Annotated in this window: 19 protein-coding genes and 1 tRNA gene; 10 read left to right on the plus strand and 10 right to left on the minus strand. The window is 65.6% G+C overall.

The features are described from left to right. Nucleotides 1-188: 188 nt before the first annotated feature. From mscL to ABTU82_RS16065, 3 genes are read right to left on the minus strand one after another with little or no spacing between them, the layout of a single operon-like run. Nucleotides 189-617, minus strand: a complete 429-nt coding sequence (gene mscL / locus ABTU82_RS16055; protein ID WP_407174272.1) for a large conductance mechanosensitive channel protein MscL — start codon at nt 615-617, stop codon at nt 189-191. Nucleotides 618-651: 34 nt separating this feature from the next. Then, nucleotides 652-957 (minus strand): FmdB family zinc ribbon protein, encoded by a 306-nt coding sequence (locus tag ABTU82_RS16060; RefSeq protein ID WP_116647546.1) that lies wholly within the window; start codon nt 955-957, stop codon nt 652-654. A gap of 19 nt (nt 958-976) precedes the next feature. Beyond that, the gene (locus tag ABTU82_RS16065; RefSeq protein ID WP_407174274.1) at nt 977-1,573 is read right to left on the minus strand and encodes a 5-formyltetrahydrofolate cyclo-ligase; all 597 of its coding nucleotides are present in this window, start codon (nt 1,571-1,573) and stop codon (nt 977-979) included. 64 nt (nt 1,574-1,637) lie between these two features. Here ABTU82_RS16065 and galU point away from each other — a divergent pair, with 64 nt between their 5' ends. The 5 genes from galU to ABTU82_RS16090 all read left to right on the plus strand — a co-directional run bounded on the left by galU (nt 1,638) and on the right by ABTU82_RS16090 (nt 5,288). Then, complete coding sequence (gene galU / locus ABTU82_RS16070) at nt 1,638-2,528, plus strand: UTP--glucose-1-phosphate uridylyltransferase GalU (protein WP_116647544.1); 891 nt, start codon at nt 1,638-1,640, stop codon at nt 2,526-2,528. Nucleotides 2,529-2,551: 23 nt separating this feature from the next. After that, nucleotides 2,552-3,181, plus strand: a complete 630-nt coding sequence (locus tag ABTU82_RS16075) for a GNAT family N-acetyltransferase (RefSeq protein WP_116647543.1) — start codon at nt 2,552-2,554, stop codon at nt 3,179-3,181. A 52-nt stretch (nt 3,182-3,233) separates the two neighbouring features. Continuing rightward, nucleotides 3,234-4,106: an LLM class F420-dependent oxidoreductase gene (locus ABTU82_RS16080; RefSeq protein ID WP_407174277.1), complete on the plus strand. Its 873-nt coding sequence runs from the start codon at nt 3,234-3,236 to the stop codon at nt 4,104-4,106. Between the two features lie 60 nt (nt 4,107-4,166). Then, a complete protein-coding gene (locus ABTU82_RS16085) occupies nt 4,167-5,156 on the plus strand; it encodes a large exoprotein (RefSeq protein WP_407174279.1) in 990 nt (329 codons plus the stop codon). Nucleotides 5,157-5,212: 56 nt separating this feature from the next. After that, a tRNA-Ala gene (locus ABTU82_RS16090) sits at nt 5,213-5,288 on the plus strand. 16 nt (nt 5,289-5,304) lie between these two features. On the opposite strand, the gene ABTU82_RS16095 is transcribed toward ABTU82_RS16090, so the two are convergent. Continuing rightward, complete coding sequence (locus ABTU82_RS16095) at nt 5,305-6,033, minus strand: hypothetical protein (RefSeq protein WP_407174281.1); 729 nt, start codon at nt 6,031-6,033, stop codon at nt 5,305-5,307. A 75-nt stretch (nt 6,034-6,108) separates the two neighbouring features. Here ABTU82_RS16095 and ABTU82_RS16100 point away from each other — a divergent pair, with 75 nt between their 5' ends. Then, on the plus strand, nt 6,109-6,894 hold the full coding sequence (locus ABTU82_RS16100; RefSeq protein ID WP_407174283.1) for a hypothetical protein: 786 nt from the start codon (nt 6,109-6,111) through the stop codon (nt 6,892-6,894). An 89-nt stretch (nt 6,895-6,983) separates the two neighbouring features. Here the strand turns inward: ABTU82_RS16100 and ABTU82_RS16105 are convergent, their stop codons facing one another. After that, nucleotides 6,984-7,337 (minus strand): hypothetical protein, encoded by a 354-nt coding sequence (locus ABTU82_RS16105; protein WP_407174285.1) that lies wholly within the window; start codon nt 7,335-7,337, stop codon nt 6,984-6,986. Nucleotides 7,338-7,777: 440 nt separating this feature from the next. Here ABTU82_RS16105 and ABTU82_RS16110 point away from each other — a divergent pair, with 440 nt between their 5' ends. Together ABTU82_RS16110 and ABTU82_RS16115 are read left to right on the plus strand one after the other, a co-directional pair. Continuing rightward, entirely contained in the window at nt 7,778-8,191 is a 414-nt protein-coding gene (locus ABTU82_RS16110) for a hypothetical protein (RefSeq protein ID WP_407174287.1), read from the plus strand. Nucleotides 8,192-8,322: 131 nt separating this feature from the next. Next, nucleotides 8,323-8,757, plus strand: coding sequence for a DUF488 domain-containing protein (locus ABTU82_RS16115; RefSeq protein ID WP_407174394.1), 435 nt, complete (start codon nt 8,323-8,325; stop codon nt 8,755-8,757). Here the strand turns inward: ABTU82_RS16115 and ABTU82_RS16120 are convergent. Then, nucleotides 8,754-9,590 carry a hypothetical protein gene (locus tag ABTU82_RS16120; RefSeq protein WP_407174289.1) on the minus strand — a complete coding sequence of 279 codons (837 nt, stop codon included), beginning with the start codon at nt 9,588-9,590 and terminating at the stop codon, nt 8,754-8,756. The two genes, ABTU82_RS16115 and ABTU82_RS16120, sit on opposite strands and share 4 nt — an antisense overlap. A 661-nt stretch (nt 9,591-10,251) precedes the next feature. On the opposite strand from ABTU82_RS16120, the gene ABTU82_RS16125 reads away from it, so the two are divergent. Continuing rightward, nucleotides 10,252-12,366, plus strand: coding sequence for a hypothetical protein (locus ABTU82_RS16125; protein ID WP_407174291.1), 2,115 nt, complete (start codon nt 10,252-10,254; stop codon nt 12,364-12,366). Here the strand turns inward: ABTU82_RS16125 and ABTU82_RS16130 are convergent. Next, a complete protein-coding gene (locus ABTU82_RS16130; protein ID WP_407174293.1) occupies nt 12,356-12,895 on the minus strand; it encodes a hypothetical protein in 540 nt (179 codons plus the stop codon). The two genes, ABTU82_RS16125 and ABTU82_RS16130, sit on opposite strands and share 11 nt — an antisense overlap. 339 nt (nt 12,896-13,234) lie before the next feature. Here ABTU82_RS16130 and ABTU82_RS16135 point away from each other — a divergent pair, with 339 nt between their 5' ends. Then, entirely contained in the window at nt 13,235-14,320 is a 1,086-nt protein-coding gene (locus ABTU82_RS16135; RefSeq protein WP_407174295.1) for a beta family protein, read from the plus strand. On the opposite strand, the gene ABTU82_RS16140 is transcribed toward ABTU82_RS16135, so the two are convergent. The 3 genes from ABTU82_RS16140 to dgt form a co-directional block, all read right to left on the minus strand. Further along, nucleotides 14,289-14,861, minus strand: coding sequence for a sce7726 family protein (locus tag ABTU82_RS16140; protein ID WP_407174297.1), 573 nt, complete (start codon nt 14,859-14,861; stop codon nt 14,289-14,291). The two genes, ABTU82_RS16135 and ABTU82_RS16140, sit on opposite strands and share 32 nt — an antisense overlap. Before the next feature lie 274 nt (nt 14,862-15,135). Then, a complete protein-coding gene (locus ABTU82_RS16145) occupies nt 15,136-16,293 on the minus strand; it encodes a PIN domain-containing protein (protein ID WP_407174299.1) in 1,158 nt (385 codons plus the stop codon). Between the two features lie 395 nt (nt 16,294-16,688). Next, complete coding sequence (gene dgt / locus ABTU82_RS16150; protein WP_407174301.1) at nt 16,689-18,338, minus strand: dGTP triphosphohydrolase; 1,650 nt, start codon at nt 18,336-18,338, stop codon at nt 16,689-16,691. Nucleotide 18,339: the final 1 nt, after the last annotated feature.

Here is an 18,339-nt window from a genome sequence, read left to right on the forward strand (position 1 = left end):
CGATGCACGGCTGAGACAGGACGTCCCCCCGCACTACTGAGTGCGAGGGGACGTGGCCGCTTCGACAGGCTCAGCGACCGGTTCGACAGGCTCAGCGACCGTGCGGGTGGACGCTTCGACAGGCTCAGCGACCGGGCGGGTCGAGGAGCGTGCGAGCGGTCCCTGAGCGTGTCGAAGGGTCCGTGGCCCTACGGCTTGGGCGAGGTGCCGTCCTGCTGCTGCTGGAGCAGATCGCGGATCTGCACGAGGATCTCCTGCTCGGTGGGCAGCTGCGATTCCTGCGGCTCCTTGTCGAGGCCGGCCTTGGCGGCGGCGCGCTGCTTCATGAGGTTCATGGGGTGCACGAACACGAAGTACACCACGAGGGCCACCGCGAAGAAGGCGATGACGGCGTTCAGCAGATCTCCGACGGGGAAGACCACCTCGCCGTAGAAGCCCTGCACGGGGATGCCGACCATGCCGTTCTCGGCGGGCTTCCAGAAGATCTCGATCAGCGGGTTGATGATGCTCGACACGATCGAGTTGACCACCGCGGTGAACGCCGCGCCGATGACGACGGCGACCGCGAGGTCGATGACGTTGCCGCGGAGGATGAACTCCTTGAATCCCTTAATCACGCTGTGCTCCTCAGTCTCGTGCGCCGGCGCCGGGTCACGAACCCGACGGGGCGGCGGATGCCTTCGATTCTGTCTTTCCCGCCGACGATGACGTCGACGACGCGGCGGCGGGGGCCGATCCGCTCGCTGCCGTGGACGACGCATCCGCCTTCTTGCCCTCGCCGGAGCGCGAGTCGGTGCGGTAGAAACCGGAACCGTTGAAGGTCACCCCGATGGAGCCGTACTGCTTGCGCAGCTCGCCGCCGCACTCGGGGCATTCGGTGAGCGAGGCTTCCGAGAACGACTGCACGGTGTCGAAGCGGTGTCCGCACGACTTGCAGGCATAGGCGTAGGTAGGCATGGGGGCTCCTCGGGGAGGGTCAGCGGTTCGCCGAAGCGAAGGTGATGGTCTGCGTGGGGGTGACGATGCCCGAGACGGGCTGGTCGTGCACGTCGCGCGGTACGTCGTCGACGTACTCGGAGTCGAAGACGACGGCGTACACGGGCGGGCAGCGCTCCATGGAGCCGATCGTCTTGTCGAAGTAGCCGCGGCCCCATCCCAGACGCATGCCGCTCTGGTCAACGGCCGCCGCCGGAATCACGAGCAGGTCGACGTCGTTGACCGCGATCGGACCGAGCACCTCACCGACGGGTTCGGGGAGTCCGAACAGTCCCTCTGCGATCGCGCCGCCCGGGGTGGCCACGACCCAGTCGAGCAGGCCGTCGTCACGCGAGATCGGCAGCAGCACGCGAAGGCCCCGGGCGACCGCGGCTTCGACGAACTCGTGGGTGCCGGGCTCGGTCGTGGTGGAGAGGAAGCACGACAGCGATGTCGCCCCGAGCTTCTCGATGAGCGCGTCGAGCTGGGCCTGTACCCCGAGGGCTGCGTCGGCGCGGGCGGATTCGGAGCGATTCTGCCGCCGCTCGCGGAGGTCGGCGCGCAGCGCGCGCTTGGCCTGTTCGATGCGATCGGGCATGGAGACGATTGTACGGGCGCGCTCCGTTAACATGCCCGCCATGCGATCCCGCTAATCTGTTCGCATGCCGCACAAGCCATTCAAGGCCGTCATCCCTGCCGCCGGACTCGGTACGCGATTCCTTCCCGCCACCAAGGCGATGCCGAAGGAGATGCTGCCGGTCGTCGACAAGCCCGCCATCCAGTACGTGGTGGAGGAGTCGGTCAAAGCCGGCATCACCGACGTGCTCATCATCCTCGGTCGTAACAAGAACAACATCGCGAACCACTTCGACGCGATGCCCGAGCTCGAAGAGAAGCTGCGCCAGAAGGGCGACCTCGACAAGCTCGCCAAGGTGGAGCACTCGTCTGAGCTCGCCGACATCCACATGGTACGCCAGGGCGAGCCCAAGGGTCTGGGCCACGCCGTGCTGCGCGCCGAGGGCCACGTCGGCGACCACCCGTTCGCCGTCCTGCTCGGCGACGACCTCATCGACGAGCGCGACCCGCTGCTGACGAAGATGCTCGAGGAGTACGACAAGCGCACCGCGACCGTCATCGCTCTGATGGAGGTCGACCCCGAGCACATCCACCTCTACGGCGTGGCAGCGGTCGAGGCGACCGACGAAGACGACGTGGTGCGGGTCACCCAGCTGGTCGAGAAGCCGTCGAAGGAAGACGCACCCTCGAACCTCGCCATCATCGGTCGGTACGTTCTCGGACCCGACGTCTTCCGCATCCTCGAGCGCACCGAACCCGGCAAGGGCGGCGAGATCCAGCTCACCGACGCACTCGAAGAGCTCGCGACCGGAGGCGGTGACGGAGGCGGCGTGTACGGCGTGATCTTCCGCGGGCGCCGGTACGACACCGGAGATAGAGTGGACTACATCAAGGCCATCGTGCAATTGGCGTCGGATCGCGAAGATCTCGGACCCCAGCTGCGTCCCTGGTTCAAGGAGTTCGCGGCAACACTCTGACGCCGCTCGTTCGAGGGAGTGGGATGGACCTGTCCGTTCCGCGGCAGCACGGCCCCATCGGCGTGCGCCTCGTTCGTGCGCGCGACGCGCGCACCCTGCAGAACGAGCTGCTCTCGAATCGCTCGTGGCTGCGGCAGTGGGAGGCCACGAGTCCTGACGGACCCGTCTCGTTCGACATGCGCCTCGGGGTGCGTCGCCTGCTCCAGCAGCACCGCGACGGTGTCGGGGTGCCGCTCGTGATGGAGTACGACGGTCAGATCGCCGGGCAGCTCAACGTCTGGGGGATCGCCCGGGGGTCGCTGTCCTCGGCGACGATCGGGTACTGGGTCAGCGAGCGGTTCGCCGGGAAGAACATCACCCCGACATCGGTCGCCCTCGCCACCGACCTCTGCTTCACCGAGCTGCGACTGCATCGCATGGAGATCTGTATCCGGCCCGAGAACCAGGCGAGCCTGCGCGTGGTCGAGAAGCTCGGGTTCCGTTACGAGGGGCTGCGGCGCCGGTACATCCACATCAACGGCGACTGGCGCGATCACTACGCCTTCGCCCTGGTGCGCGAGGAAGTGCCCGAGGGCGTGCTCGAGCGGTGGGCCGCGGGGCGGGCGCCGCAGGACGCCGCGACGATCCCGCCGGCCGACCGTCTCCACACATGACCGATCGGTGAACGCGGCCCTCGGCGGGTCACAAGGGGCTTAGCCTGACGCTATGCAGGCAGGCTTCCACTTCTGGAACTTCACCGTCCCCGGCGCGCCTGGATCGCTTCCGGCCGTCCTCGCCGAGACCGCGCGCACCGCCGAACAGGGCGGGTTCACGCAATTCACCGTCATGGACCACTGGTTCCAGATGGAGGCCGCGGCGCCCGCGACCGAGCCGATGCTCGAGGCGTTCACGACCCTCGGGTTTCTCGCCGGGCAGACCTCGTCCATGCGGCTCGGGCCGCTCGTGGCGGGCGTGACCTACCGCTACCCGGCTCTCCTGGCGAAGATCGTGACGACCCTCGACGTGCTCAGCTCGGGGCGCGCCATGCTCGGAATCGGCGCCGCCTGGTACGACCGGGAGCATCGCGGTCTCGGCGTTCCCTATCCCGCGATCTCCGAGCGCTTCGAGCGTCTCGAAGAGGCGCTGCAGATCGCTCTCCAGATGTGGAGCGACGACGACGGGCCCTACCGGGGAACGCACTTCCAGCTCGAAGAGACGCTCAACAGCCCCTCATCGATCCAGCGCCCGCACCCGCCCATCATGATCGGCGGCAAGGGCGAGAAGAAGACGCTGCGCATGGTCGCCCAGTACGCGCAGATCCTGAACCTCACCACGGCCGAACCCGGCGAGGTGGCGCGCCTCCTCGACGTGCTGCGAGGCCACTGCGACCGCCTCGGCACCGACTACGACGCGATCGAGAAGACCGTGATCTACGGCTCGCGCGACCCGTTCTCCGACGACTTCCTCCGCGACATGGAGAAGCTGTCGGATCTCGGGGTGACGATGGTCGTCCTCGGGCGGAACCCGGCAGACCCCGACCCCGTCGGGCAGGTCGAGCGCATCTCCGGCGAGGTGCTGCCGAAGCTCGCGTCGCTCTGACACACGGCGAATCCGCAGCATCCGGCCCGCGACACGGCGGCGGGTTGCGGGGCGGGGCGCATGCCGTCGCATACCGTGGTGCGCATGGGTGGACAGGTGTTGGGCGGCGGCGTGATCGTCTTCGTCGCCGTCGCACTCTGGCTGGTGTATCTGCTGCCGTCGTGGCACAGCCGTCATCAGTACACGTCTGCCGAGCGCAACGCGGTGCGCCTGAACCAGGCGATCCGCGTTCTCGCCGAGACGAGCGAGACGCCTGAGGAAGTGCGCCTCGAGCTGAACGCGCGCACGGCGCTCGCTCAGCAGAAGCTCGCCCGCCGCGCTCAGGAGCAGCGCGCGCACGCCGAACTCGCGGTCGCTCGCGCCCGCCTCGACGTCGAACGCGAACAGGATGCTGCGGAGCGCGAGGCGGCCAAGGCCGAGCTCGCGATCGCCCGCGAAGAGGCCCGTGCCCGCCAGGCCGAGGCGCGTGCCCGCCAGGCTGCGACGCACGCCCTCCCCGAGGCGCGCCGCGCGCGCGCTCGCCGCCGCTTCCGCCTGGCCACGACGATCGTCGCGCTCGTCGCCCTCGCCGTCACGGGCGTCGGCATCTGGCAGGCCGTGGTCGCCGCATCCGTCGCTCTTCTGTGGACCGGCGTCGCCGTCACCGCGCTCTGCGTTCTCACCCTCCACCGGCTCTCGCGCGTCGCCGCCCGCTCGGTGGCGCGCCCGGCCGTCGCACCCGCCGCCCGGGTCGCCGGTCCCGTGCAGGACGTCCCGCTCGAGGTCGCCCGCGTCTCGGCGTGGACCCCGCGCGATCTGCCGCGTCCGCTCGTGTCGTCGGCGGGCTCCCGTGCCGCCGCCGTGCTCGACGAGCAGGCTGCGCGCGACGCCCTTCGCGCCGCCGCCCGCGAGGAGGCCATGCGCGAGCTCGCCGAGAAGCAGGCCCCGCCCTCGATCGACACCGCCCGCGTCGCGCGTCAGTCGGAGTTCAGCCGCATGGGCTACGTCGACGACGCCGAGATCGAAGAGCACGTCCGTCACCTGCTGGAACGCCGCGCCTCAGGGCAGTAGCGGGTCGCCGGTGGCACGTCCGGGCGTTTTCACCGTGATAATGTTGGTGAGTTCTCGGGCCTGTAGCGCAGTTGGTAGCGCGCCTCGTTCGCATCGAGGAGGTCAGGGGTTCAATTCCCCTCAGGTCCACCAGGGGATATTCCCGGAACTAGAGCAGATCGTTCTCGTATCTCGGAATGCCAGATGAACAGCAAGAAACCGCCGGCAGCCCCGGCGGTTTCTTGCTGTTTGGGAGCATGTTGGCCCTGCCAGTGGCCCTACGGTGCAACGGATGCAGGTGGGAGTACTTCGCGTCTGCTTCCTTCACGCCGCCAGCGGTCATGACCGCTTCCGCGAGCTTGGAGTACCCGGGCACGGCCTCCTTGCGGCCAGCGACGGCCGCTTTGGAGAGATCCTGCTGCGCCGCTTTCAGGACCTCGTTGTAGCCAACCTCCTCATACGCTCCGTCTGCGACACGGACGAGTCGTCCGGATGTGCGACCGCGGCTGTCCGAGATTTCCTTGAGCGGCATCGCCGCGGCACGATGCTCGAGCTGAGAACGGTCGGCAGATTCAAGCAGCCACCAGGCACGGCCTGCGACCTCCACGAACGCGCGGCACAGCGCAGCCAGAGACGGCCCATACGCCTCGCGCGACCGCAACAGTCGTGCGAAGGCACGATGATGGTCGTTCGCGGTGGCCAGCGCCTGCATGACCGCAGAGAACCCGGTTGACCATGTGCTGGCCGCGCCCAGCCATTCCCGTGCCTGTGCGCCCTCGGAGGGGCCGACGGCCCTGGCGAGATCCGCGAGGACCCGTCGGGCGCAGGTGTCAGCGTCGATGAGCGCGCCTGAGAGCTGACACCGCGCCGGCCACGGGGTCGGAGCGAAAGGGTCCATGGTCGCATGGTATTCCGCGCCGAGATCGTGTCGGTCGTCGTCGGTTACGTAACGCGGGACCGGTACGGTGTCGCCATGACTGTTGCCGACGATGACATTCGCTGGCGGGTAGAGCGCCAGTTCTCAGCCATTGTCGACCGACTAGGCGATAGGGAAGCGTCAGCCGAGGACTCGAGATGGGCGACGCCACGACCCGGCTCGCCTCTCGCCCATGACGACTCCCGGACCACGTACGACCCTGTGTCGTTTCAGACACACTTTTTCCTCACGGTCGCGCAGGACCATCTGTCGACCATCCGGGAGATCGTGGAAGGGCCCGTCGGGATACCGTCGGTGGCTCTGTATACGTTGGCGCGGTCGGCTATCGAGTCCGCCGCGTACGGGATCTGGATCCTCAAAGGCGGCAACCACGCGAAGCGGGTCAAACGCTCGCTGCAACTGTCATACGACGCGCAACGCAGCGTCGCTGTCATCGTCGCAGCGACCGGCTCGGCGTACGATGCCGAGTCGGTGTACGCGGAGCTTGAGCAGAACAAGCGGAGCGTGAAGAGCATCCCTTTAGGCGCCGACCTCGCCAAACTTCCCGCGATCTCGACCATCCTTGCGGACGTGGACCTCGACCTACGGATCGAGCCGGCCACAGCTCTCGAGGCGTGGCGTATCTGTAGCGGCATGACCCACGCGAACCGGTGGGTCCTGTCCTCTCTGTCGGAGTTGGCCGATGTCCCGGGTGGCTCGCCCGGTCAGCGCCGAATTGAAGCGAGCGTTGCCGTTCTGGCTACGGTCTTGAAAGCCGCGGTCGAACTCCGAGACCGATTACGGTGGCGCATCGCGAACGCGGGGGAGAGCAGGCTGAACTGACTGTCCCAGTCGAGCTGAGAGGACCCGCGTCGGAGCGGACGAGACAGGCTGGCGGGCTCGGAGGAAGCCTGCCAGCCTGTCGAACCGATTCAGATGACCGGGGCCTGCACCGGTTCCTCGGCGGGGAGCTCGGACGAAGCTCTCTCGCCGCGCACGCGGGGGACCACCAGGCCGGACACGAATGCCGCGGGCAGGAGCAGGAGCGGAACGCTCGCCCACGGTGAGTCCGCGCCGTTGAGTACCGAGTAGTTCGTGACCATCAGCGTCACCGCGACGAGAAGGCCCGCGCCACCTGCGATGCACGCCAACAGTGCGCCGGGCTTCAGTTTCCCCGCTCGTACCAGGTACCGCAGCGCGGCCGCGACAACCACGATCTGAATGCTGAAGAGGCCGATGGTGAGGAGCCCGACCAGGCTGCTGCCGAGACCGATGTACGGGTTCACCTGAGCGATGGCGAAAGCAACGACGATGACAGCCCCGAAGGCGGAGATCAGAGCGCTCGCGCGATGCGGGACGCCGCGCGTGCCATGCAGTACGCCCAGCCGCCGGGGAGGTTACCGTTGGAGGCGAGGTCGGCCGTGTGCCGGCTAGCAGCGTTGTGCATAGCGATAGAGCTGGCGAGCACGCTCCCGACGAAGAAGATCTGCATCGCTACGAGCAGCGCGGACCCACTGGAACAGATCCGTCGGCAGATCGGCATCGTGCAGGGCGAAAGCACCCCCGCTCGTTAGGCCGCTCCCTGGGCCCGTGCGGCGATGCGTCTGTCCCTCTGATGTCTCCCCGCCGATGACGGCGATGCGGGGTTGCCGGACGCTGTGAGGATGGGCGGATTCGGGAGGGTGGTCGTGAGGCGGCGCAGCCGGCGGGTTTGACTCGGAAATCGGTGAAGCGCGCGTTGCAGCTCAATGTCGACCTGATCTGCCCAGTCACGCGCGCGACGTTCGACTATCGAATCGGGGAGGAACGGATCTTCGGCCACCACGAGACATTCCGTGACCCGGGACCACCACCTCTCCACGTCCGCATCGACGTCGAGGAGGGCAGCCTGGACAAGGGGGCGTTTCGGGTTCGTTCGCCCGTAGATGAGGTAGCGGATGAGCGTTCTCCCCGAGCCGTCGACCCGGCGGCGCGCTGCGTGCCGACCCGTCGTCGTGCCAGTGAGAACGCAGCCGCGTCCTGCCGACGTCGGTCGGCAGCGCGTTGGAGCGCGAACGCGAGGAAGACGCCGGCCATGGTGGTTCCCATCGTGAGTAAGGTGCTCGCCCAGAACCCGACATCGCCTATCGCCACGGCGTGATCCTATCGACGCCCGCGACACGCGAAGCGCTCACACCGCGTCGGCGACATGGTGCCGCGGGCCGCTTCTGGACCCTCACGAGACAGCTACGCGGTTACTGGGGCCGTCGTGAGATGCGAGACTTGAACACCGTGGGTCTAGACGTCTTTGGTGTGGGTTATGAGGGTCTCGACCTCGACGGTCTGGTCTCGAAGCTTCGGCTTCGAGGTGTGCGGACGCTCGTAGACGTGCGGCTCAATCCGATCTCCCGCAAGCGAGGACTCTCGAAGACCGCGCTTCGCACTCGACTCGTTTCAGAGGACATCGGGTATCGGCATCTTCCCGCGCTGGGTAATCCGCGGGACAACCGCGAGGGGTTCGCCGATGTCGTGGGGCCGGTGGCTTTGGGTGCCCGGGAGCGTTTCGCTGCGCTGATGGAGACTGAAGCGGCGCACGACGCGCTCGACGAGATCATCACGCTCTCAGAGTTCGGGACGGTCGCGCTACTGTGCTTCGAACAAGATGAGACCCGGTGCCATCGTGAGCTTGTGATCTCGGCAGTGCGGGAGCGTTTCGCCTCGGCCTAGAACAGCGTCGTGCCGTAGTCGGTTGTCCGCGGCGGGCGGTAGACGCCGAGCACGGAGAAGTTCTTCCGCTTCACGACGTCACCGAAGTTGCCGACGTAGAAGTACGTGCGGCGCCGTTCGTTCCACATCTCCGTGTGGAACTTCAGCGTAATGAGCGCTTTCAGGTCGGCGTCAGATCTGTGCCGGTTCTTGTACTGCAGCGCGCTCAGCTCCATGTCGAGGATCCGCGGCTTATGGCCCGGGCACGTCGTCGACGCGCAGTGGTAGTCGTAGTGCACCTTGTACCGCGGCGGAACGAGTATCGGTGTTGTGTCGACTTCGCCGAAGATGTCGGGCTGACTCATCGCCGCCGTCATGCTCGCTACCTGGGCATCCGTCCATGGCCCGTGGTCGGTGAACTTCAACGCCCGAAGCTCGCGCACTTCGACTAGGCCGAGGGACTGCGCCGTGAGGTCGGCTTCGACGCCGGCCCGGAGGTCACACATCGACGGGCCGATGAGCTTCTCGAGGATGGGTCCGCGGGCCTTCTCGGCGTAGGTCTTGTACTTGCCCGTCCGGTCGGGGTCCCGCTTGAGGGTGTCCCAGTTCGGGCGATAGCTTTCCAACCGGGAATCGGTCGCCGACCGCTTCAACTCAACGTCGATGACCTCGAATTTCTTGAACTGCTGGGTGCTTTCAAGATGACGGAAAGCGACGGGGTAGATCCGCACCCAGGAACCGCTGCCGTCCTCGTGAAGCCGCACGCCCGCCACGCAGACCGTGTCCCCGTACGTCTTCGACGGCTCCGGCGACGCCTTTACCGTAATCAAGACACGTGCTTGCTCGCTCAGCATCTGATCCCCCCGCGAAAGTCTAGGGAACGTCGGCGCGGCAGTGCGGTAGCGAGGACGGATCGGTGTCAACGCCGGGGTGGTCTCGTGCGCACTGTGCCCCCTGCCTGCTGAGCGCAGAACGGTGGACTTGCCGCAGGGTGAAGATCAGAGGTGGTCGATGTCGCGAAGCGCGAGAACCGGACTGGCACCGCGCACTTCGGCGACGAGACGGGCGGTCTACATCTCTGTGGCGTGGCGGTCGCCTCGAGTGTCCGTGGGCCCTGGGAAGGTGAGACCATGCTGTCCTTGCTGAAGTCCATTCCTGAGGTTGCGCTAGGCTGGGGTTCGATGTCTGATTTGCGGGCGAACGCTGGTGTTCGGCTGCGATTGGAAAATGCACATGGGGGATCCGGCCTGAAGCAGGTCGTTGGGGGAGTCGGTTGATGAACAACGCGCACATTTCGCACCGTCTTGGTGATGGACGCATCGTGGTCTCGGCCAACCCTGTTCCTGTTCGTCGGTCCGCACTCGACGGGATGGCGCGTGACGTCAACGTCGTTGAGCGGCTGCTCGGATCGGCCCGGTTCTCCCGGGAGGTTTCTCCCGCGCCGGCCGCTGAGCCATCGCGACGTGCGCGTCGAGATCGTGACACCACAGTTCTGGGACGACGCCTGGACTGACGGTGTGTGATCCGCTCGCTCCGGCGAACGACCTCGACGCCAGCGCCGGAACGCTCTACCGGCTGTGTGACCTTGCTGTCGCGCACGTGATGGAGCTCGCCGGTGTTCAGCTCCCTCCGGCTAAAGGCCCCGCACCGGACACAGCGCGACCGTTTGTGGCGCTGTCCTATGAGTTGGAAGAGCGCGGACAAGCTCGTACTTCCGTGCCCACACGGAGCGGCCCGGGCGCGCGGTTGTACGCGTCGTTCTGCGAGGAGGCGAAGACCCTCCTCATTGAGACGCAGTACTTCGACCTCGACCGGCGTAGCGAGATCGCTGAGCTGCAGGAGCACGCCTTCGAGCCGTTCCAGATGTCTTCGCTGAGATTGCACTTCTTTTCCATCGAGGCGACCGATGGCGAGAGCCTGAGAGACTTCGTGCAGCGTGCCGCGGTGGAAGCTCGCGGTCGCGAGGACGGGCCGGACAATACCGAGACCGAAAGGGACGAAGCCGCCGAAGGTGAATTGGTGTTGCCCGTCCGGCCACCGGTCTATCTCGGCTACAGCATCGTGCAGGGACAGGACGGAGCTCCCATCGGGCGCACGCTCGTCAGTCCGTACGCATCCGCGACGTCCGCTGATGGGAAGGTGCGGGTCGACGCGCAGGCCGTGTTCTCACAGGTTCGTACTGCTGTGACGGAGCACGTCAGTGTGTACGGCGTGACGCTGGTCGCCACAGGAATCCCGTTCATGGAGCAGGACGGTGCGCTGCTTCGTTGCGGACACGTCAGCGCTTGGATGTGTCACTACACGGCGGTGCTACGCGGTTTCGTGCCTCGGCGGCCCGTGGCGCACTTCCATCGGGAGGGAGGGACCTACGCAACAGGTCGCTCGTTTCCGTCCTCAGGTGTGACGACATTCGAGATTGCGCAGATGCTGGCGCGATCCGATATGCCGCCCGAGTTGCTCGACGCGGCAGCGTTGACCAAACCTCGCACTCTGAACTGGACGGATCGACAGATCCACCACCAGCGGTTCGGGTCCGAACCGGCAGAGGTCCCCGGCGTCCCCGAGGAGAGCAGTCGCCGTGCCGCCCAACAGCGCCGGCGGCAGTGGATCGCGGAGAACCTGGGTGCGTCGATCTGTCGGTACCTCAACTCGGGGTTGCCGTCCATCGTCCTTCGGGCCGACGAGGACCACACGGTCGTTGTGGTCGGTTACCTTCGGCGGTCGGATTTTGAGGCGGCCGGGGAGGGAACCGCGCAGATCGACCTGCACGAGATTCCGACGTCCGATGAAGAGGACCTCGCCGACCTCCTGTCGCCAGCTGCACCCAACTCCGCTCACGTCGACGCCCAGTCTGATGTTGTCTATCTCATCGTCGCCGATGACCAACGCGGGCCGTTCGAGCTTCTGAGCCTGGAGTCGCTGGCCGAAAGCGTCGACACCGACGACTCGAAGGTCATGGTGCCGCTCCCTCACGGTCTCGCCCTCACGGGGCAGACTGCGGAGCGCACCGCCATTCGGCTCATGGGCCTTTACGTTGACATCTGCGCCCGGCCGATACGCGCCGAAGGGTTCCCGGCGGAACTACGAGAGTCGGCGCTACTCCAGTTCAGCGAAGACCTGGCGACCGCTGACAGCCAGGTATCCCGGCTCGCGGATCCCGCGACGCCCAGTTCCGGAAGTCAGAAGTACACAATCCGTACGTACGTGACCACCGGCGTCGACCTGAAAGCGGGAGTGAGCCGACGTCTGGGCGAGCGTTTCCCCGACCTCGCGACGGCGCTGACAATGCAGGCGCTTCCCAAGTTCGTCTGGGTTCTGGAGGTCATCGACCGCAAGAGGCGCCGAGCTCGCAAGCGGGATACGGTGAGGGCGCTTCTGGTGCTGGACGCTTCTCAAGTGATATCGGGCTCGCTGGACGACGAGACACTGAAAGTGACTGTGCGGCCGATGTTCATCCACATTCCCGGGAGCTCGCTCGTTTACGCCGTCAAGCCAATCCCCGGTTCAGTGTGGGTTCGCGACACGTTCCAGGCTTACTCCACCGGCCGCTGGGATCACAACCAGCTCACGAAGGGGGCGGCCGAGCGTGTCGCCATCCACGGAAAAGGTGCGGTCGCCGTCAAAGGTTGAGAACTGGTCCCACGACGCTGGTGGCGAAGCCCAGGATGCTCACGAGGGACAGGCCGAGGGACACGATGACGAGGACGGCCTTCCTTCCGTTGACCTTTCTCAGCCGCTCCAACGACGTAATGCGCTCAGGGACGAGGTCCGGCAGCAGGATGGTGTCCACTTCTTTGGCGTTGATATATGCGTCGTCCAACAAGCTCACCGGAATTCGGCTATACACCGCCGGCCAGGCGGCCCAGATGCCCGCCACAAGGGAAAGCCCGGCGGCGGCGAAGCCGGTGCACAAGGCCCAGAAGTAGAAGCTCTCGGGGCCGGGCACTGTCACCTTCAGCTGTTCGCTCAGAGCTAGATAGAGCGTTACGACGCCTAAGTTGAGGGCGAAGATTCCGAGCGTGCGCCCCTCCAGCGATGACTTCACCGCTGTGGCATCGGCGAGCTCCGAGTCGATGCGTGCGGATAGCTCGTGGAAGTTCGCAGCGGTGGCGGCACTGCGCCGCGACAGCTCTGCCTTTGCGCGGTCGGAGTCAGTCATCGCGCTTCGTTCCGAAGCCGCGCTCGTTACGCGAGCGCTTCTTTCTTTCCTTCCTAGCCTCACGGTCGAACTTCTCTCTCAGCCATCCCGGCCGGTCGTCGTTCGGATCCCCGCCAATGGGGCGTCCTGTCGCTGGATCGATGAGACTCTCGTCAGGCACGGTTCCCCCCGGTCGCTGTGTCTGGTCGTGGACATGAGCGATTGTATCGACCGCGACCGGTCCCGTGAGACGCCGTTGCATGACGCGCGAGAATCTTTGACGCGCGTCAAAGCTGCCGGTATCTGCGAAGTTGAACGCTATGGTTGCAGCCGTTTAGGAACAAGCTATTGGGGGATCAATTGGGAAAGCACTACCGTCCGTTCACGCTCGCCAAAGCCGGCGAGTTTGCCGGACTCACACGCCTGGGTACGCCAGGGCGAGGAAACGTCACCCCGGTGTTCCGGATCCCCGCGCGTGAGTGGGATTATGACAAGGGCAGCTTCTCGAAGACGGAGACAGCCCATGTTGAGACGGTGACGAAGAAGCTTGTAGCTGCCTGGGGAGGCAGCGCGGGTTACGTGGACCTGTCCCTCTTCGGGTCCGATGCCGCCATTCACGGGGTTCACCCGCTGCGCTACGTCGTCGAAACCGCGGCTACCGGCGGGGTGAACTTGATGCCGCTGGTTCGGCCTGACTCGTCTGCTGCATTCGTCACCGAGGCCGCTGCCATCCAGCGCGAGCGAAGCGGAGGAGTGGGCGTGCATCTGGAGGAGGACTACTGGCTGACGGTGGATCCTTCGGCGCTGCCGGCTTTGCTCTCCTCCCTGGGCGTCGCTCCCTCCGTGGTCGATGTCATGGTCGACTATCGAACGGGTAGCGGGGCTCTGGTCCGGGTGGCCGTTGATGGGGAGGTCAACGCGCTTGAACGTCTTGGAGGGTTTCGCTCGATTACCGTCGGGGGATCAGCCTTCCCCGCGTTGACGAGTGCGGCGCGCGGTACGAGCGAGTTCGACCGAGACGATTGGCTGACCTACGAGTCGGTGCAGGCAGTCCGAGCCGGTCGAGAGGACTCCACCCCGGACTATCTCGACCACATCATTGTCTGTCCCGACCTGATTGACCAACAGGTCGACCCCCGCGTTCTCAGCATCAGCGCGATGCTGCGGTACACCGTCACTGAGAAATGGTTGATTGCGAAAGGAGCGCTGTTCAAGGGCGGGAAGCCCCGGCCCGGCGTGCTGACCGGCGGAGCGGCACTCATCGCGCCCCTTCAGGTCCTACGCACGCACCCGGATTTCGCTACTCCCATCCGTACACAAACGGATGACTGGATTGATGCGGTTGTCGCGGGCACGACCACGCCGGGCAATCCCACGAAGTGGCGGGAGTGGGGAACGCTCCGTCATATTGAGGTCACGCTGCACCAGCTCTCCACTCTGGCCTGACTTTAAGTCGTTCACGCACGATGGTGCGGAGCGCCTCGGGGTCATGGACGGTCGCGAGGCGCTCCCACAACACTGCGTTTGGTTTACTGCGATATCCCCGCGCGGCGCCGACGGCGTCCAGCTCCTCCAGTGCCTCCGCCCGCCAAAGCAGAGTGCACAGCATGAAGGCGTTGATGCGAGAGTTCCGGCGGGGTTTTCTCCGCGGTACCAGCTTGACCTCGTCGCCGTCAGCGCGAGCTTCCACAATGCCCCACCACCGAGGCAGGAGGCTCCGTGCGTGAGCAATGTGATTGCTCGCAACGACGAGGGTGGCGTAGTCGAGCACGGCAGAGTAGACCTCGACCTGCTTAGGGAGGCGGCGCAGTGTGTCCCTCGCGCTCTTGATCTCAAAGCCAGCGAAAGATCCGTTCAGCACGACGGTATCCACTCGAACCTCACCAGCGATGCCCAGCTCGTCCACGACGCGGGTGTCATCAAGCTCTGCCGCGTGCTGCTGAAGCAACCAGCGGTGTAGGGCTACGCGTACGTCTGCGTCCTTCACGACGGTCCCTCCTGCGCGTGTGTCGTTCGCGTTCGACTTACCCTACGGCGACGGGTGCGTGGATGCCGCCATTCATCGCGCGCTACTGCGACCTCTGCGAGCACTTCTCTCGCGTCGTGTGGCGCGCGTCAACGCGGCGGCCGGTGACGCAAGAGGGGCTCCCATGCTGGGGGAGCGCGTTCAACGCGTTCAGCGGATCCTCGTCCGTCATCGTTCGATGAGGCCCAGATGGCGAAGACGCCAGCCCATGGCGCTGAGTGCCGTTGTCCAAGAGTCAGAACGAGTCCCAGGAAGCCCAATCGAGGGAATGCTCGACTTGCCACCGCCACCGGTCTTCGGGGAGCACGATGGCGTCCACAAGCTCGGCGGAGGATGTGCCGGCCTGTTCGAGTCTCACGTCGTATCTCAGTCGAACGGCGAGCGGGAACTCGACTCCCACCAATGATTCTTCGTGCCATTCGCGAGAGTGAACGCGCGCAGTGCGAGGTAGCTGCTGCAGGTCCCGAGGGTCCATTCGTCCTTCGATCCAGAGGATCGCCTCGGTGACCGCCTCCCAGAGCTCTGTCGTTTCGTTGAAAGTGTCGACTGCGAAGGAGTCGACGATGTCACCTATTGGTTGGGCCCAGACGACTCTGGTGTCGTAAGCCTCCGGAATGTCGAATTCGTTTACGACGCGCACTCCGTTGAGCTCGAGCCGGCCGAAGATTTCGAACTCGGCTCCAGACAGCTGCTCGAGCGTTGCACGGACTTCGCGTTCGATCGCGTCCTCACCGAGGGTTGGGGTCTCGGGGAGGGAGGCCTGAGACGCTTCACGTGAAAGCTCGCGGGCAAGATCGACGAACCGCGTGCGGTCGGGAACGAGTTCCACACTCGGGTAACCCCGGTCCCGGGCTTCTTTCTTCAGCACCGGGGACAGCTCCTGCGAACCCGGCTTGGCGAATTGTTTGGTGTTGTTCGAGACGAAGAGGACGGTGTCCTCCGCGGCGGGTGCGACCTCACCCAGCCAGTCGAGGAACGTCAGCCATATCAGAGCGTCCCGGTATCCCTCCCCACTGGGTTTGAACGGGGGAAGACCCCGAAGGTCTCGTTGGAGCATTGCTGTGTGGGAGGGTTCCCCGTGTGGCGCGACGTCGATGCCACGGGATTGAAGTCGTTCCTCGAACTCGGCGCGCCAATCGGACGGCCGAACCGCGATGGCGGGAACGGTGACGTCGACGCCGAACCTGCTCGCATCTTCTGCGGCCGCCTTCAAGCGTTTGTCGATCTCCCGCGCTTCGTCGATAGCCTGGCGTTGGAGCTCCATGACAGTGATGTCGGCGACTGCAACCCGGGCGACGCCGAAGAGTATCGATTGGGCGACCGAGTCCCACTGGGCTCCGCGGAGCAGGTACGCCTTATGCAAGGCGGTCGTATCGAGAAACGCGAAGAGCACGCCCCCTGTCTATCGTGTTCGCGCAGCGCCGGTCGAGCGTCCTCCGTCTTCGGAGGCCCCACACGTCGCAGTTCGCGTCGCGAGCCAGGACCGGTTCAGTCGAGAGCGACCAACAGTGAGTCGTAAGCCGATTGATTGTGTCGGATCAGGGCGGAGTTCTTCACCGTCCAGCCGTACAGGTGCCCGAACGGCTCCCGCAGTGATTCGCCGAGGTCCGTGAGGAGGTACTCCACCCCGACCGGCGAGCTAGTCAGGTCACGGTGCTGGTGCTGGAGGGTGAAGGTCTTGGACAGACGCCCATAGCCGCGAGCGGACCTAAACCGCTAGCGGCGCTGCTAAAGCGTCTTGCTCCGCCTGGGCCGCACCGAACTCCCGCGAGGTGCCCTGGCGCTGGGTCAGCTGTCCAGCCACCTCACCGGCATCGAGCCGGGTTCGCGGGATCCGTTCAGCTGCGAGGCGAGGAGGGCGAGCTGGCTGTCGCGCATGCCGCACAGGAAATCGACAACCGCCATCGCGACTGCGAACTCCATTGCGGCCACGGCGTTGACGAGCACTCCACCGCCCGCTGCCTGTAGTTCGGCGAGGGAGTCCGGCTTCGTGTTCTCCAAGATGTATTCGCGCAGCGTGGCCGGCACCTCGCGATAGAGGTCCACCTGCCGGCTGATGGGCACTGTGCGCACACGGCTGGCGTCGTCCTTATCCATCCGCGCCAGGAGCTGCCGGCTCATCGTGCAGTACGTGTGGAAGACCTGCTCGAGGCTGCTCGACTGCCCCTCCTGCATCGCAGCGAGTGCTCCGGTCTGAATCACGAAGAAGTCGTTCAGAGCCTTGAAGAACTCGGCGAACAGGATCCCCTCGGGTGCGATGTGCAGCTGCACCCGCCGGGTGCGTGTGTCGTAGACGGCGGAGGTCACGCTGCTCAGATAGCGGATGAGGAAGCTGGCGAACCGGTGCATTTGCGAGTTCGAGTCGTGGGTGCCGGAGAATGGCCCGCTTGGCAGGGCGCGTGCCACCTTGAAGAGCCGGTCCCACATGGGGGGTAGCGACCCAGTCAGTGGTGTTCCGTCGAACGCGATGCTCTTCGAGAGTTTCTCCGCGACGTACACGAAGCACGACCGGATCTCGTCGTCACGGATCTGCTCAAAAGAGGCCGTCATCCAGTCGGTGTCCGGGTCGAGGTCGAGCAGACCGGCACGTACCCGGTGCAGTGGGAGCATTCCCGCGCGAAAGAAGTCTTCAACGTCGTGGACGGCGTAGGTGATGTCGTCCGCCCAGTCCATGATCTCGGCTTCGATCCAGCGGTGGACTCGCTGTACCGCACCGTTTGCCGCGGTGTCCGTCCTGATGAAACGCTCGGTCGTGAGCTCCTCGAGGACGGAGGCCTCATCGCGGTAGAAACTCCACTTCTTGCTCAGCTTCGGCACGTTTACCGGGTGTTGGTTCCGCAGCCACGGGTACTTCGCGATGGCGGCAAGTGACCTCAGCGTCAGGTTCAGGCCGTGGGGGTCTTGCCGTCGGACAGAGAGAGAAGCGACGATACGTGTGGACTGGGCATTCCCCTCGAAGGAACGGGCGCACAGCGCGGCGAGCCCCTCACGTGTGGCCCGGATTTCGGCGGGGGATAGATCGCCGACCGCGTGAGCTTGCGCGACCCACACGTCTGGCAGCTTCTCGAACATCGTCTGTAGCTGATGTTCGCCGGCATGGCCGAAAGGCGGGTGGCCGATGTCGTGCGCCAGGCCGGCGACGTAGCAATGGTCCGGGCTGATCCAGTCTTCGATGCGCCCGCTGCGCACCGTGCCGGTCTTGTGTTTGTGGATGAGTCGGCGCGCCAGAGTCTCGGCGACCTGAGCGACCTTGAGTGAGTGGGTCAGCCGGTCGTGGAAGAGAAATCCCGTCTGGGGCGGGATGACTTGCGTTACGCCGGACAGTCGGCGGAACTCGCGCGAGTAGAAAACGCGGTCCTTATCCACTTGGGCGCTGGAGCGCCAGAGCTCTCGCCGGTGTGCGAGTCGGTGAACTCGTCTTGTCGAGTCTCGGACCACG

The organism is Microbacterium deferens (genome assembly GCF_045517775.1).
Taxonomy (GTDB): domain Bacteria; phylum Actinomycetota; class Actinomycetes; order Actinomycetales; family Microbacteriaceae; genus Microbacterium.

What these genes read in the sequence shown, in the direction of transcription:
- ABTU82_RS16075 (WP_116647543.1), top strand. Translation starts at nt 2,552, where the DNA reads ATGGACCTGTCCGTTCCGCGGCAGCACGGCCCCATCGGCGTGCGCCTC.
- ABTU82_RS16130 (WP_407174293.1), bottom strand. Translation starts at nt 12,895, where the DNA reads ATGACTGACTCCGACCGCGCAAAGGCAGAGCTGTCGCGGCGCAGTGCC.
- ABTU82_RS16100 (WP_407174283.1), top strand. Translation starts at nt 6,109, where the DNA reads ATGACTGTTGCCGACGATGACATTCGCTGGCGGGTAGAGCGCCAGTTC.
- ABTU82_RS16065 (WP_407174274.1), bottom strand. Translation starts at nt 1,573, where the DNA reads ATGCCCGATCGCATCGAACAGGCCAAGCGCGCGCTGCGCGCCGACCTC.
- ABTU82_RS16060 (WP_116647546.1), bottom strand. Translation starts at nt 957, where the DNA reads ATGCCTACCTACGCCTATGCCTGCAAGTCGTGCGGACACCGCTTCGAC.
- ABTU82_RS16085 (WP_407174279.1), top strand. Translation starts at nt 4,167, where the DNA reads ATGCCGTCGCATACCGTGGTGCGCATGGGTGGACAGGTGTTGGGCGGC.
- ABTU82_RS16080 (WP_407174277.1), top strand. Translation starts at nt 3,234, where the DNA reads ATGCAGGCAGGCTTCCACTTCTGGAACTTCACCGTCCCCGGCGCGCCT.
- ABTU82_RS16120 (WP_407174289.1), bottom strand. Translation starts at nt 9,590, where the DNA reads ATGCTGAGCGAGCAAGCACGTGTCTTGATTACGGTAAAGGCGTCGCCG.
- ABTU82_RS16095 (WP_407174281.1), bottom strand. Translation starts at nt 6,033, where the DNA reads ATGGACCCTTTCGCTCCGACCCCGTGGCCGGCGCGGTGTCAGCTCTCA.
- galU (WP_116647544.1), top strand. Translation starts at nt 1,638, where the DNA reads ATGCCGCACAAGCCATTCAAGGCCGTCATCCCTGCCGCCGGACTCGGT.